At 71.9% G+C, this 14,613-nt stretch carries 10 protein-coding genes; 5 read left to right on the top strand and 5 right to left on the bottom strand.

What is annotated here, in order from left to right; all coding sequences use genetic code 11:
- The first annotated feature begins 63 nt into the window (after positions 1-63).
- Entirely contained in the window at positions 64-492 is a 429-nt protein-coding gene (locus tag FHY05_RS00755) for a hypothetical protein (RefSeq protein WP_183942523.1), read from the top strand.
- Positions 493-1,093: 601 nt separating this feature from the next.
- On the opposite strand, the gene FHY05_RS00750 is transcribed toward FHY05_RS00755, so the two are convergent.
- Together FHY05_RS00750 and FHY05_RS00745 are read right to left on the bottom strand one after the other, a co-directional pair.
- Positions 1,094-3,370, bottom strand: a complete 2,277-nt coding sequence (locus FHY05_RS00750) for an NADP-dependent malic enzyme (RefSeq protein ID WP_183942522.1) — start codon at positions 3,368-3,370, stop codon at positions 1,094-1,096.
- 41 nt (positions 3,371-3,411) lie between these two features.
- Positions 3,412-3,888, bottom strand: coding sequence for a methylated-DNA--[protein]-cysteine S-methyltransferase (locus FHY05_RS00745; protein ID WP_183942521.1), 477 nt, complete (start codon positions 3,886-3,888; stop codon positions 3,412-3,414).
- Positions 3,889-3,985: 97 nt separating this feature from the next.
- Between FHY05_RS00745 and FHY05_RS00740 the strand changes: the two genes are divergently transcribed.
- The 3 genes from FHY05_RS00740 to mutS all read left to right on the top strand — a co-directional run bounded on the left by FHY05_RS00740 (position 3,986) and on the right by mutS (position 7,208).
- Complete coding sequence (locus FHY05_RS00740; RefSeq protein WP_183942520.1) at positions 3,986-4,174, top strand: antitoxin; 189 nt, start codon at positions 3,986-3,988, stop codon at positions 4,172-4,174.
- Positions 4,175-4,190: 16 nt separating this feature from the next.
- A complete protein-coding gene (locus tag FHY05_RS00735) occupies positions 4,191-4,508 on the top strand; it encodes a type II toxin-antitoxin system RelE/ParE family toxin (RefSeq protein ID WP_260181072.1) in 318 nt (105 codons plus the stop codon).
- A gap of 123 nt (positions 4,509-4,631) precedes the next feature.
- A complete protein-coding gene (gene mutS / locus FHY05_RS00730; protein WP_183942935.1) occupies positions 4,632-7,208 on the top strand; it encodes a DNA mismatch repair protein MutS in 2,577 nt (858 codons plus the stop codon).
- Positions 7,209-7,238: 30 nt separating this feature from the next.
- On the opposite strand, the gene FHY05_RS00725 is transcribed toward mutS, so the two are convergent.
- Positions 7,239-10,046, bottom strand: coding sequence for a DUF3857 domain-containing protein (locus FHY05_RS00725; protein ID WP_183942518.1), 2,808 nt, complete (start codon positions 10,044-10,046; stop codon positions 7,239-7,241).
- 134 nt (positions 10,047-10,180) lie between these two features.
- Positions 10,181-11,308, bottom strand: coding sequence for an aspartyl/asparaginyl beta-hydroxylase domain-containing protein (locus tag FHY05_RS00720; RefSeq protein WP_183942517.1), 1,128 nt, complete (start codon positions 11,306-11,308; stop codon positions 10,181-10,183).
- A 143-nt stretch (positions 11,309-11,451) separates the two neighbouring features.
- On the opposite strand from FHY05_RS00720, the gene FHY05_RS00715 reads away from it, so the two are divergent.
- The gene (locus tag FHY05_RS00715; RefSeq protein ID WP_183942516.1) at positions 11,452-14,196 is read left to right on the top strand and encodes a [protein-PII] uridylyltransferase; all 2,745 of its coding nucleotides are present in this window, start codon (positions 11,452-11,454) and stop codon (positions 14,194-14,196) included.
- 184 nt (positions 14,197-14,380) lie between these two features.
- Here FHY05_RS00715 and FHY05_RS00710 read toward each other — a convergent pair whose 3' ends face one another.
- Positions 14,381-14,566 (bottom strand): hypothetical protein, encoded by a 186-nt coding sequence (locus FHY05_RS00710; RefSeq protein WP_183942515.1) that lies wholly within the window; start codon positions 14,564-14,566, stop codon positions 14,381-14,383.
- Between the last annotated feature and the right edge of the window lie 47 nt (positions 14,567-14,613).

Here is a 14,613-nt window from a genome sequence, read left to right as displayed (position 1 = left end):
AGCGTTAAGCGTGCGGTAGTGCCCTGACGTTAGCCCGTCCGCGCATCGACGCTGGGGATCGTCATGGCGCATCATCTATCGATCCGGCTGTTCGCGGGGCTGTTCGCGCTCAGCCTGCTGCTCTCGGCGGCGATGGTCTGTCAGCTCACCGCCGCGACGCACTTTGCCTTCGAGCTGCCGCCCGAGGCCGCGGCGATGCTGATGACGCGCATCCAGCTGATCCGCGTCGCCGGCCTGGGGCTGGCGTTGCTCCTGATGGTGCTGGTGGTGTTCGGTGCCAGTCGCAGCGCGCGCGGCGCGCTGGCGTGGCGCTGGCTGCTGAGCGTGGCGACCAGCCTGGCGTTCCTGCGCGGGGCGGGGCTGGTCGCGCCGCTGCCCGAGCAGGACGCGCTCCTCGTCGGCACCTCCGCGCTCCAGCTCGGCGTGGAGGCGCTCGCGATCGTGCTGCTCTACGGCGAGGACGCCGCCGCCTGGTTCGGGACCGAGCGCTAGCGAGGTCTATACCTCGGGAGATCCGTGCTCCGGCGAATGACGGAGCCAGGGCCGTGCGCGCGACGTGCGAGGTCCTGGGCTCCCGCGCGTAGGAGCATGCAGCTTGGGGGAGAAGTGGCACGCGATCGTATCAACGGCGGCGGGCTGTCCTACGCGGGTGGCCGTATGGCAGGCGTGTCGACGCTCTGTCTCATCGCCGTCGCGTGCGCCGGCGCCCGGTAGCATCACGGTCGCGCGCGCGTCGCCGCAGACGCGTCAGCGACTCAACATTCGCAACGTTCGCGCTCGGCCGCCAGAGGGCTTCGCGGGCGAAAGGACGCGACGACGATCGCTTGACGCTCGTGCGGCGCGACGACCGGACGCGGCGACTGTTGAGTCATGATGGAGCGGCGCCTGCCGACAGCACGCCAATGTTGAGTCATGTTGGAGCCGCGCGAGCGAGCCGACACCAACGTCGAGTCGTGTCGGACCGTACGGCGCCCCTCGGCGATCCAACGGATCGACGTCCGGTCGCGCCACCACCGGCGACCCGCGACCCGCTGGCCGCGCGCCCCGGTCGCTCACGCCACCGCCGGCGCGCGCCGCGCGCCGGCGCCGCGCCTCAGCGCGCGATGCCGCCCGCGGCGAGCACCGCCAGCGTCACCAGCTCGCTCGCGGTGGAGGTCATCGGCGCGATCTGCACGGGCTTCTCCATGCCCACCAGCATCGGCCCGATCATGTCGTCGCCGCCCAGCTCGCGCAGCAGCTTCGCCGAGATATTGGCCGATTGCAGGCCGGGCATGACGAGGATGTTGGCCGGCCCCGACAGCCGCGCGAACGGGTAGTTCGCCAGCTGCTTGGGGTTGAGCGCGACGTCGGGCGCCATCTCGCCCTCATATTCGAAGCCCACCTGGCGCTGGTCGAGCACGTTGACCGCCTCGCGGATATTATCGAGCCACTGGCCGGTCGGGTTGCCGAAGGTGGAATAGCTGAGGAAGGCGACGCGCGGCTCGTGCCCCATCTGGCGCGCGACGGTCGCGGTCTGCTCGGCGATGTCGGCGAGTTCCTCCGCGTTGGGGCGCTCGTTCACCGTCGTGTCGGCGATGAAGACGGTGTGCGACTGCCCCACCAGCACGTGGATGCCGAAGGCGGTGCGGCCCGGCGCCGGATCGATCACGCGCTTGATCTCGCGCATCGACTGCGCCCAGGGGCGGGTGACGCCGGTGATCATCGCGTCGGCCTCGCCGAGCTGGAGCAGCACCGCGCCGAAGATGTTGCGGTCCTGGTTGATCATCCGCTCGACCTCGCGGCGCAGGAAGCCGCGGCGCTGGAGCCGCTGGTAGAGGAAGTCGACCATCTTCGGCACCAGCGGCGAGACGCGGCTGTTGTGCAGCTCGTACTCCTCGGGGTTCTCGATCCCGAGCGCGCGGAGATTGTCGTACACGTCCTCGCGCCCGACCAGCACCGGGGTGCCGTAGCCACCCTCCTTGAAGGCGATGGCGGCGCGCAGCACCACCTCTTCCTCGCCCTCGGCGAAGAGCACGCGCTTGGGGTTGGCCTTGGCGCCCTCGTAGGCGAGGCTCAGCACCGCGGTGGTGGGGTTGAGCCGCGCGCGCAGCGACTCGCGATAGCCGTTCATGTCGGTGATCGGCTTGGTGGCGACGCCCGAGTCCATCGCCGCCTGCGCGACCGCGACCGACACCATCTCCATCAGCCGCGGGTCGAACGGCGCGGGGATGATATAGTCCGGCCCGAAGGTGTGGCGCGTGCCATAGGCGGCGGCGACCTCCTCGGGCACGCGGTCGCGCGCCAGCTCGGCGATGGCGTTGGCGGCGGCGATCTTCATCTCGTCGTTGATGCCGGTGGCGCGCACGTCGAGCGCGCCGCGGAAGATGAAGGGGAAGCCCAGCACGTTGTTGACCTGGTTCGGATAGTCCGACCGACCGGTGGCGACGATGGCGTCGGGCCGCGCCGCCTTGGCGAGCTCGGGGCGGATCTCCGGCTCGGGGTTGGCCATCGCGAAGATGATCGGCGCGGGCGCCATGTCCTTGACCATCTCGGGCTTGAGCGCGCCCGCGGCGGAGAGGCCGAGGAACACGTCGGCGCCGTGCAGCGCCTCGGTCAGCGTGCGGCGGTCGGTGTTGGCGGCGTGCGCCGACTGCCACTGGTTCACGTCGTCGCGGCCCTGGTAGATCACGCCGGTGCGGTCGCAGATCAGCACGTTGTCGGCGCGCACGCCCATGGCCTTGATCAGCTCGGTGCAGGCGATCGCGGCCGCGCCGGCGCCGTTGACGACGACCTTGACCGAGGAGAGCTGGCGGCCGGTGAGCAGACAGGCGTTAATCAGGCCGGCGGCGCAGATGATCGCGGTGCCGTGCTGGTCGTCGTGGAAGACGGGAATGTTCATCCGCTCGCGCAGGGCCTGCTCGATGATGAAGCACTCGGGCGCCTTGATGTCCTCCAGGTTGATGCCGCCGAAGCTCGGCTCCATCAGCTCGACCGCGTCGATGAAGCGGTTGACGTCCTCGGTCTTGAGCTCGAGGTCGATCGAGTCGACGTCGGCGAAGCGCTTGAACAGCACCGCCTTGCCCTCCATCACCGGCTTGGAGGCGAGCGCGCCGAGGTTGCCGAGGCCGAGGATCGCGGTGCCATTCGAGATCACCGCGACCAGGTTCCCCTTGGCGGTATAATCGTAGGCAGTGGCCGGATCCTCCGCGATCGCCTTCACCGGCACGGCGACGCCGGGCGAATAGGCCAGCGCCAGGTCGCGCTGCGTCGCCATCGGCTTGGAGGCGATGATCTCGATCTTGCCCGGGCGTCCTTCCGAGTGGAACAGCAGGGCCTCGCGCTCGGAGAACTGGTCGTGGCGCGTCTCGGTGGCGGTGCGATCGTCGGTCATGACCTTCCTCTAGGGAAGGCGTGCGCGTTTGAAAACCGTCGCTAACGTCGCTCGTGCGCGAGCAAGTGTTGCTTGGCGGCGAGCCCGCCGGCGAAGCCGGTGAGCTGGCCCGAGGCGCCGATCACGCGGTGGCAGGGCACCACGATCGACAGCGGGTTGCGCCCGTTGGCGGCGCCGACCGCGCGGCTGGCGGTGGGCCGTCCGATGGCGCGCGCGATGTCGGCGTAGCTGCGCGTCTCGCCGTGCGGGATGGCGGCGAGCGCGGCCCACACCGCGCGCTGGAAGGGGCTGCCGACGGGGGCGAGCGGCAGGTCGAAGTCGCGGCGCTGGCCGGCGAAATACTCGCCGATCTGGGTCACTGCGCTGGCGAGCACGGGATGGTCGGCACGCTCCTCGGCGGCGGCGAGGCGGACGCGGCCGGGCGCGTCGTCGGGCCACAGGACGGCGACGAGTCCGTCGTCGCTGGCGACCAGGGTGAGCGTGCCGACGGGCGAGTCTATGGTGGTGCGGTAGAGCATGGCGGCAGCTGTAGCGGGCGCGGCGGGAGCGTGCATCCCGCCGATTGCGGTCAAAGCATGTGGGGTCGTGTCGGTGGGAAGAGTTTAAGGAAGGTGCATGGCGCACTGGCACGGCATCTCCGATCAAGAGGACGACGCGGCAGAGGCGGAGTCGATCGCTCGTGCGCGCGCCGACATCGCTGCCGGTCGGGTCTACCCGCATGCGGTCGTCGCCGAGTGGATCGAGACCTGGGACAAGCCTGGGCGCGCCACGTTCAAGGAGTGGCTCGCCTCGCGGCATGGCTGAGGCCGTTTGGTCGGCGATGGCGCTGACCGAAGTCGAGCGGATCGTCGCCTATGTCGAGATGTTCGATCGCAGGGCCGCTGAGCGCCTCAAGCATCGCCTCTATCGCCTGGCCGACAGCCTGACCGACTTCCCGCAACGAGGCCGGCTCATGCGCGATGGCTCCCGAGAGTTGGCGACGGTGCCACCCTATCTCCTGCGCTATGACGTTGTCGGGGACATGGTCTATGTCCTCTCCGTCCGGCACGGCGCACGGCGCACGGCGACCAGACTGACGCGCTCGTTCCGTCGGTTGATTGGCAGATCGGCTGCCGCGCGGCTATGTTCGTCGCGATGACGAGTCTCATGATCGCCCGCTCGACCGTTTCCGGAGCACCGACCGCGCCTGATGCATGACGCGGCGCGGCCCGCTTTCCCCGAACCTTGCCCCGGACCAGATCTTATGACCGCCCCCACGCCGATGATGGCGCAATATCTCGCGCTCAAGGCGGAGGCGGCGGACTGCCTGCTGTTCTACCGCATGGGCGACTTCTTCGAACTGTTCTTCGACGACGCGCGGATCGCGGCCCAGGTGCTCGACATCGCGCTCACCTCGCGCGGCGAGCACGCGGGCGAGAAGATCCCGATGTGCGGCGTGCCGGTCCACGCGGCGACCGCCTATCTCCAGCGTCTCATCAGGGCCGGCCACCGCGTCGCCATCGCCGAGCAGACCGAGACGCCCGAGGCGGCGCGCAAGGCGCGCGGCTCCAAGGCGCTGGTCGAGCGCGCGATCGTCCGCGTCGTCACCGCCGGCACGCTGACCGAGGAGACGCTGCTCGACTCGCGCGCCGCCAACTGGTGCGTCGCGGTGGGCGAGGCGGCGGGCGAGGTAGCGCTCGCCGCGGCGGACGTCTCCACCGGCCGTTTCGAGGTGATCGCCTGCGATCGCGCCGGTCTCGCCGCCGAGCTCGCGCGGCTCGGTGCCGCCGAGGTGATCGCCGTGGAGGAGAGTGACGCTCCCGCGACGGTGCGGCGCCCGCGTGGCGAGTTCGACAGCGGCGCGGGCGAGGCGCGGCTGAAGCGATTGTTCGGCGTGGCGACGCTCGACGGCTTCGGCCAGTTCGGCCGCGCCGCACTCGCCGCGGCGGGCGGGCTGGTCGCCTATCTCGACCATACCGCCAAGGGGCAGCTGCCCTTCCTGCGCCCGCCGGTACTCGCCGCCGCGCGCGACGCGATGGCGATCGACGCCGCCACGCGCGAGAGCCTGGAGCTGACCTGCACCGCCGCGGGGCAGCGCAAGGGGAGCCTGCTCGACGCGGTCGACCGCACCGTCACCGGCGCGGGGGCGCGGCTGCTCGCCGCCGATCTGGGCGCGCCGCTGATGGCGCGCGAGGCGATCGAGGCGCGGCTCGACCTCGTCCAGCTCCTCCACGACGATCCCGCGCTACGCGAGCGCGTGCGCGCCGCGCTGCGCGCGCTGCCCGATATCGGTCGCGCGCTGGGGCGGCTCGCGGCGGGGCGGGGCAGCCCGCGCGACCTCGGCCAGCTCCGCGACGGGCTCGACGGCGCCTGGACGATCGGCGAGCGGCTCGGCGCGGTGGAGCCGGCGCCCGCGCTGCTGCGCGCGCTGGCGCCGCTGCTGCGTGGCCACGGCGCGCTGATCGACCTGCTCAAGCGCGCGCTCGTGCCGGCGCCGCCGATCGAGGCGAGCGACGGCGGCTATATCGCCGCGGGCTATGACGCCGCGCTGGACGCCCTGCGCGAGACCGGTAGCGGCGGCCGTCGCGCGATCGCCGCGCTGGAGGCGAGTTTCCGGGAGCGCACCAAGATCGCGGCGCTCAAGATCCGCCACAACGGCGTGCTCGGTTATCACATCGAGGTGCCCGCGCGCGCCGCCGACCCGCTGATGCGCGCCGACTCGGGCTTCACCCATCGCCAGACCTTGGCCGGCGTGGTGCGCTTCAACGCGCCCGAGCTGCACGAGGTGGCCGCCAGCGTCACCCAGGCGGGCGCGCACGCGCTCGCGGCGGAGGCCGCGCATCTGGAAGAGCTCACCGCCACCGCGCTCGCCAAACGCGAGGCGATCGCGGCGACCGCCGACGCGTTAGCGCGCCTCGACGTCGCCGCCGGCCTGGCCGAGCGTGCCGCGGAGGGCGCGTGGACGCGACCGAGCTTCACCGCGGACGCCTGTTTCGACGTGCGCGAGGGCCGGCACCCCGTGGTCGAGGCCGCGCTGGCGAAGGGCGGCGACCGCTTCGTCGCCAACGACTGCGCACTCGGCGGCGACGCGGCGCGGCTGTGGCTCGTCACCGGGCCGAACATGGGCGGCAAGTCGACCTTCCTGCGCCAGAACGCGCTGATCGCGGTGCTGGCGCAGGCGGGCGCCTATGTGCCTGCCGCGGCGGCACGGCTGGGGCTGGTCGACCGACTGTTCAGTCGCGTCGGCGCGTCGGACAATCTCGCGCGCGGGCGCTCCACCTTCATGGTCGAGATGGTCGAGACCGCGGCGATCCTGGCGCAGGCGACCGAGCGAAGCTTCGTGATCCTCGACGAGGTCGGGCGCGGGACGAGCACCTATGACGGGTTGGCGATCGCCTGGGCGGTGGTGGAGGCGATCCACGAGGACAACCGCTGCCGCTGCCTGTTCGCGACGCACTATCACGAGCTGACGCGGCTGGCCGAACGGTGCGAGTCGCTGTCGCTCCACCACGTCCGCGCGCGCGAGTGGAAGGGCGAGCTGGTGCTGCTCCACGAGGTCGCCGACGGCCCGGCGGACCGCAGCTATGGGCTCGCGGTGGCGCGGCTCGCGGGCATGCCGCCGGCGACGGTGCAGCGCGCCAAGGCCGTGCTCGCCAAGCTGGAGGCGGGACGCGCCAGGACCGGCGGCCTGGCGGCGGGGCTCGACGACCTGCCGCTGTTCGCCGCCGCGGCGCAGGCGGAGGAAGCACAGTGCGACGCCATCCGCGCCGAGGTGGAGGCGCTCGACGTCGACGCGCTGACACCGCGCGAGGCGCTCGATACCTTGTACCGGCTGAGAGCGCTGGCGCGCGAGGGCTGAGGCGCCCGCACCGCGCAGCGCTCGCTCACGTCACGGGGCGATACCGTAGCGTCGATAATCGCGATCGATCTGCGGATAGACCAGCCGCGCCTTGGCCAGCTCGGCCTCGCTCTCGCCCCTGCGGCCCAGCCGGCCGAGCAGCACGCCGCGCATGTACAGGCTCGCCGCCAGGTCCGGCGAGTCGGTCAGCGCCGCGCCGACGTCGGCGAGCGCGTCCTCGAAGCGGTTCATCCGATAGTAGATCATGGCGCGGCTATCGAGCGCGGCGTCGGGGTCGTCGGCCAGTTCGATCGCCTTGGTGCAGTCCTTGAGCCCCGCCTCCAGCGCGACGTTGCCGGTACCACGAAGCCAGCAGCGCATGTTGAGCAGACCGGCATTGCCGGGTCGTTCCGTGATCACCGTGTCCAGCATCGCCAGCGCGGCGTCGCGCTGACCGGCGTCGGCCATGACGCCGGCCTTGGTGACGATCCAGTCGTAGCGATCCTTGCTGCCGGCGCGCTCGATCCGCCGATCGAGCAGCGCGATGGCGCCGTCGCCGTCGCCGTGATTGGCCCGGTAGTTCGCCAGGGCCCCGAGCACCTCGTCCGCCTCGGGATCGAGCGTGTAGGCGGCCTCCAGGTCGGCGTGCTGGCGGGTCTCGTCACCGAGCGCGGCGTAGAGGGCGGCACGGGCGAGGTAACGGTCGGTGCTGGGCTCGATCGTGATGGCGCCGCCATAGTCGGCGATCCCGCCGGCGCGGTCACCCGTCGCCGCACGGTAGCGCGCACGCCAGGTGAGCGCGTCCGCGTCCTTGGGATCGTCCGCGACGACGCGCGCGAACATGGCGTCGGTCGGCGCGAGCGCCCCCGCCTTGCGGGCGCCGTCGTAATAGGCCCGCGTGCCCACCGGACCGGTCGGCGCGAGCACCGTGAGCAAGCGGCCGCGCGCCTGCGATACTGCGGCGCGGAGCGAGGGGATGGACGCGACCTCGATCTCGCCGCCGACCTGATCGATCCGGTCCTCGATCGTCACCGTGTCGCCGTTCATCACCAGGGAGCGCTTCAGCCGCGTGCCCGCCAACGCCTCGGGCAGCGCGCGATCGCCGTCGAGCGTGAAGCCTCTGCCGCCGTCGGGGAGGTGTAGCGTGGTGCGGTAGACGATGCTGGCGGGGCCCGGCAACGCCACGGGGATCGACTTCCACGCGGCACGCGCGCGGTCGGGGGCGAAATCCAGCTTGCCCACCGCGGCGTCCAGCACCAACCGGTAGCGACCGTCACGCCGCGCCCATCGCGTCGACGCGAGCCCCGTGGCGCTCACCACGGCCACGCCCTCCGCCGGATCGTAGCGGATCACCGGGTCGATGTAGTTGCCGTTGCCGACCTGCTGCCCCAGCAGCCGCCTCACCATCTCGGCGCGCTGTGCCTGGCTCGCCTGCGCGGCGGCGGTACCGATCTGTTCGGCCAGCCCGCCGCGCAGCGTGATCGCCGCCTTCACGATGGAGGGCGTGTCGAGCGCGCCGCGATCGTCCAGGTCGACCGCGATCGTCAGGTCCGGGCGCGCGTCGGCGTGGAGCAACACCGGCATCAGCGCCGCCCCCGCGGGCCGCAGCGGGAGCACCGACCCGAGCCGGGGGGTATCGCCGAGGTCGGCGAGCCGCGTTCCCGCGCCGGTGCCATCCAGCCAGTAGCTCTTGCCGTCGATCGTCGCGCGCACCAGCACGTGATTGAAGGCGCTGAGGCTCGGCAGCCGCTCGGCCGCCATATCGCCCATCTGGAGGTTCGCCGCGACGGGCTCGGCCTCGATCTGCAGCGCACGCAGGACGGCGAGCAGCAGCAGCGTCTTGGCCTTGCAGTCGCCGTAGCGCCGCTCCCAGGTCTGCGCCGGCGTCTGCGGCACGTAATTGCCGGTGTCCATGCCCAGCATCAGGTAGCTGATCTTCTCCTGGACCAGCTGCACGGCCAGCGCCGCGCGTTCGAGCGGGGTGCTCTTCGCGCGCTCGATCCGGCGTACCTCGGCGGCGAGCGGCGAGCCCGCGGCGATCGACCCGTCGGTGGCATAGAGAGGCGCCATCGCCTTCGACACCGCCGACCAGTCGGCGAATGACGTCGCCTCGAGCAGCGGCAGCTTGCGGAAGCGCGCGGGCGCGTCGTCGGGCAGCTCGGGCTGCTTGGCGAGCGGCAGCGCGACGTCGAGCGTGCGGTAGCCGCCGGCGCTCACCGGCTTGGCGTTTACGCCATCGGCATAGGCCTTCCAGCGGATGTCGCTGGTCTCCGGCCAGCTCAGCCGAACCCGCCCGAAACCGATCGGCGCGGGCTGGGCGAGCAGCGGCGCCGCCGACTGCACGTTGCCGGCCAGCGTCGGGTCGGAGCGGGTCACCGAGAAGGCGACGCGGAGCACGTCGCCGACCGCCAGCCCCTCGGCGGCGAGCGTCGCGGTCAGCATGCCGTCCATCATGCGCTGATCGAGCTCGGTCTCGCGTCGCAGGACGGTGAAGGGAGATCTGCCCTTGACCAGATCGATCCGCTGCGACCCGCGTATTATTTCCACCGCGTGGATGACCAGATCACCCTGTGACGGTTGCCACGGCAGCTTGATGTTGCCGATCTCGGCGAGCTGCTGCGACGACGCCGCCCGGGTGGCGGAGTCGACATAGCTCCAGACACGCCCGCCCTCCAGCCGCTGCTGGTTGTCGAGCCGGAGGAGGATCGGCGAGCTCTCGGTCAGCTTGTTGGTGTCGATCGCGGGGGCGGGTACCACCCAGGCGGGCGGGCTCTGATAGATCGGCCGGTCGCCCGCGTGCGCCGCCGTCCCGACCGCGACGCCCACCAACAATGCTGCCACGAACGCCCCGCGTCGCATCCCGCCATCCCCCGAACTTTTCCCCGCGGCAAGGCTTATCGGGCGCGCGCGGGAAGGGGAAGCGGTCGCGCCGATCCGGTTGTTCTCCTTTCGGGCCAGTCGCTCGCGGCGGCTCGTGCGACGCGGCGTCGTCGTTATTGCCCGCCCTGGTACAGCCCCACGGCGCCGAACAGCGTCGTCAGCCCGGCGCGCTCCGCCGCGGTGAGCTCGGGACGCCATACCTCGAACAACAACACCACGCGGGCCTCGTCGCTGTCGTTCCAGGCCTCGTGCTCGATCGAATCGTCGAAGATCATCAGCTCGCCCGCGCGCACCGCTCGCTCCTCGTTGCCGACGCGCAGGCGACAGCGCTCGGGCACGATCAGCGGCAGATGGACGATCAACCGCGTGTTGAGCATGCCGTGATGCGCCGGGATATGCGTGTGCGGTCGCAGCACCGAGAACAGCGCCATCGGCGAGCGGCCCGCGATGTGCGGCAGCGGCGCGGCGGGCAGCGCCGCGAGCGTCGCCGCGCAGCGCGGCGCGTTCCCGGGGTGAGGCGCGCCGTTCTCTAGCAGGTGGAAGGCGCTCCAGCGCGGGTCGTCGAGCAACGTGTGACCGCGGCTGGCGCGGGTCGGGTCGGCCTGGACGTAGGGCGCGGAGCCGCTGCCGCTCGCGATCAGTGCCTCCAGCTCGGCCCGGATCGCCGGTGCGGCGGCGACGAGTGCCGGCGCCCAGTCGAACTCCGCCGCGTCGAAGAATTGTCGGTGCGGCAGGCCGGGGAAGAAGAAGCTGGTCGGCTGCTGCAGGTACAGCTGCTTCTCGCCCGTCACCAGCGCTACCGCCTCGGCGAAGCGCGGCCCCGCGTCGGCGGCCGCCACCTGGGCGCGCAGATGGTCGGCGAAGCGCCGCGACGCCGCCGCGAGCCGTTCCTGTGCGGCACGGAGCGGCGGCTGTGCCCGCTCGGCCTCGGACGCGCTCGCCAGCGCCAATCCGTAGAACGAGCAGGCGGCGCGGTCGTCCTCGGCATAGTCGCCGCGCAGCACCAGCGCCTGGCGGTCGCGCGGCTCGGCGGCGAGCACGCGATCGAGCGCCTCGGCCACCGCGCGGCGCTCGGTGCCGGTGGCGGCGCGCGCCTGGGCGAGCAGCAGCCAGAGCTGCGGCGTCGCCACGCCGGCCGCGGCGACGGTCTCGAACGCCTGCCGCGCCGCGACCGCGTCGCCGCGCTGCCACGCCGCATATCCCGCCTGCGCCGTTCGCGCGTGCTCGCTGTGTGCTCTCATGCGGCCGATGGTAGAGCGGGAGAAGGCGCGATTGAAGGCGCTTGTGGGCGAGCGAGGGCGGGCGCCGCGTATCGTGGCAACGCCCCGTGCGGCGTGAGCGACGGGGGGCGACTCGCTGACGCTCGCACCCTATGAGAGCGCGCATGACCGGGCGCTTTGACCATCTCCCCCACCGCCGTGCGATCGTCAGCCGTCGCGCGCTCGCCGAGGCCGCCGCGGCGCTGCCGGGCAACGACCCCGCCACGCTGCGCCGCGGGCTGAGCCAGCTGCTCCGCGAGGCGCTCGATGCCGGCCGCGCCGAGATCGCCCGCCGGCTCGCCGCGACGCCGTCGCGCGGACTCGAGGCCGCCAACGCCCAGGCCTATCTGGTGGATCAGCTGCTGATCGTGCTCGCCGAGGTGACGACTCAGCGGCTCTACCCGGTCCACAATCCCACCGCGGGTGAGCGGCTGCTGCTGATCGCGGTGGGCGGCTACGGCCGCGGCGAGATGGCGCCCTTCTCCGACGTCGACATCGGCTTCCTGACGCCGGGGAAGCAGACGCCCTGGGCCGAGCAGGTGATCGAGTCGATGCTCTACACGCTCTGGGACCTCGGGTTGAAGATCGGCCACTCCAGCCGCTCGCTCGACGAGATGGTGCGCCAGGCCAAAGCCGACGTGACGGTGCGTACCGCGCTGCTGGAGGGGCGCTATGTCTGGGGCGACGAGGACCTCTACGCCGAGGCGGCGCGGCGCTTCCGCGACGACGTGCGGCACGGCACCGAGCGCCAGTTCATCGCCGACAAGCTGGCCGAGCGCAACGCGCGCCACGTCCGCATGGGCGACACGCGCTACGTCGTCGAGCCCAACATCAAGGAGGGGAAGGGCGGGCTGCGCGACCTGCACGCACTCTTCTGGATCGGCAAATATGTCTATGACGTGCAGCGCGCCGCCGACCTGGTCGACATCGGCCTGTTCACCCGCGCCGAGTATCGCGCCTTCCACCGCGCGGACAATTTCCTCTGGGCGGTGCGCTGCCACCTCCACCTGATCGCCGGGCGCGCCGAGGACCGGCTGACCTTCGACTATCAGCGCGAGATCGCGGAGCGGATGCGCTACGCCGCGCGGCCGGGGAAGCCGGCGGTCGAGCGCTTCATGCAATTCTACTTCCTCCAGGCCAAGGCGGTGGGCTCGCTCACCGGGCTGTTCCTGGCGCATCTCGAGGAGCGGTTCGCGCCGAAGCGGCGCTACGGCCTGCCGCGGCTGCGCCGCGCGCCGCGCAAGCTCCACGGCTTCACCGTCGACGGCGGCCGGATCGCGCTGCCCGACGACGCCTTCCTCCGCGCCGATCCGGTGCGGCTGGTCGAGCTGTTCGCGCTCGCCGCGCGCGAGGCGAAGGAGATCCACCCGCTCGCGATGCGCGCTGCCACGCGCGACGCCAAGCTGGCCGCGGCGGTGCGGCGTGACGCGCGCGCCAACGCCTCGTTCCTCGAGCTGCTCGCCGGCGACGCCGATCCCGAGCTGGCGTTGCGCTGGATGAACGAGGCCGGCGTGCTGGGCCAGTTCGTGCCCGACTTCGCCCGTGTCGTCGCGCAGATGCAGTTCGACATGTACCATCATTACACCGTCGACGAGCACACCATCCGCGCGCTCGGCCTGCTCAGCCGGCTGGAGCACGGGCAGCTCGCCGCGGAGCACCCGCTGCCCAGCGCGGTCATCGAGCAGATCGTGTCGCGCCGCGTGCTGTACGTCGCGGTGTTCCTCCACGACATCGCCAAGGGGCGCGGCGGCGACCACTCGATCCTGGGCGCCGAGGTGGCGGAGCGGCTCGGGCCGCGCTTCGGGCTCACCCCGGCAGAGACCGAGACGGTCGCCTGGCTGGTGCGCCACCATCTGCTGATGAGTGCCACCGCCTTCCGCCGCGACCTCACCGACTTCAAGACAATCCTCGACTTCGCCGAGGTGGTGCAGAGCCCCGAGCGGCTGCGGCTGCTGCTGGTGCTCACCGTGGTCGACATCAAGGCGGTGGGGCCGGCGACCTGGAACGGCTGGAAGGGCCAGCTGCTCGGCGACCTCTACGACCGCGCCGAGGAGGTGCTGCGGCTCGGCCACAAGCAGAAGGGACGCGGCGAGCGGCTGCTCGCCAAGCAGGACGGGTTGCGCGCCGCGATGGGGTGGAGCGAGGCCGAGCTCGCCGCCTACGCGCACCGCCTGCCCGAGGCCTATTGGATCGCCGAGCCGGGCGACGTGCTCGCGCACAACGCCGCGTTCGTCGCGCGCGCGGGCGACGCGCTGCTGTCGATCGACGCGCAGGTCTATCCAGAGCGCGGCGCGACGCTGGTGACGGTCTATGCCGCCGATCATCCCGGGCTGTTCAGCCGCATCGCCGGCGCGATCCACGTCGCCGGCGGCAACATCATCGACGCGCGCATCCACACCACCCGCGACGGCATGGCGCTCGACAATTTCCTCGTGCAGGACCCGCTCGGCCGCCCCTTCGACGAGGCCGGGCAGCTCGAGCGGCTCAAGACCGCGATCGAGGACGCGCTGGCGGGGCGCGGCAAGCTGACCGACCGCCTGCGCGCCAAGCCGCTGCCGCGCGCGCGCGCCGACGCTTTCCGCATCGAGCCCAACGTGCTGGTCGACAACAAGGCGTCCAACCGCTTCACCGTGGTGGAGGTGGCGGCGCGCGACCGGCCGGCGCTGCTCAACCAGCTGGCGCACGCGCTGTTCCTGTCGAAGGTGACGATCCACTCGGCGCATGTCGCCACCTATGGCGAGCGCGCGGTCGACGTCTTCTACCTGACCGACCTCACCGGCGACAAGCTCGCGACGGGGGCGCGGCAACGCGCGCTGGAGAAGCGGCTGCTCGCCGCGGCGGCGGGCGTGCCGTATGAGGAGGCGGCGTAGGCTGGTTCACGCTAGGGCGCGGTGGCGCGGAGATGGCGCGCCGGCAAACCCTCGCGGCTCTCACCTCCGCGAGGAGCGGTCGCGGTGGCGGTCTCGGGGACGACGAGACATCGCCGCGCCTGCGCGTCTCCGCGCCACCATCATTCGTCTTCCGTCTCGCGTCGTCACGTCGTCGCGTGAACCCTCAGTCGCGTTCGTCCTCGTCGACCGCCTCGCCGTTCGCGCCCGCGTCAGGTCCTTCGCCCGCACCTGCGGGGCCCTGGCCGGTGCCGCGCTCGGCGAGATCCTCCGTCGTGGTGCCGTCGTTCTGCTGGTCGATGTCGGCGGCTGGGTCGGCGCCCTCGCCGGCGTTGGCGCGATCGTCGGACATAGGGGACACTCCTGCTGTTCGCTGTCCTAACCCGCCGGGTGCACGAA

The sequence above is a fragment of the Sphingomonas sp. BK580 genome, from assembly GCF_014194975.1.
In the GTDB taxonomy this organism is placed as follows: Bacteria; Pseudomonadota; Alphaproteobacteria; order Sphingomonadales; family Sphingomonadaceae; genus Sphingomonas.
The sequence above is the reverse complement of the archived record's forward strand: the minus strand, read 5'-3'. Positions and strand labels throughout refer to the sequence as shown.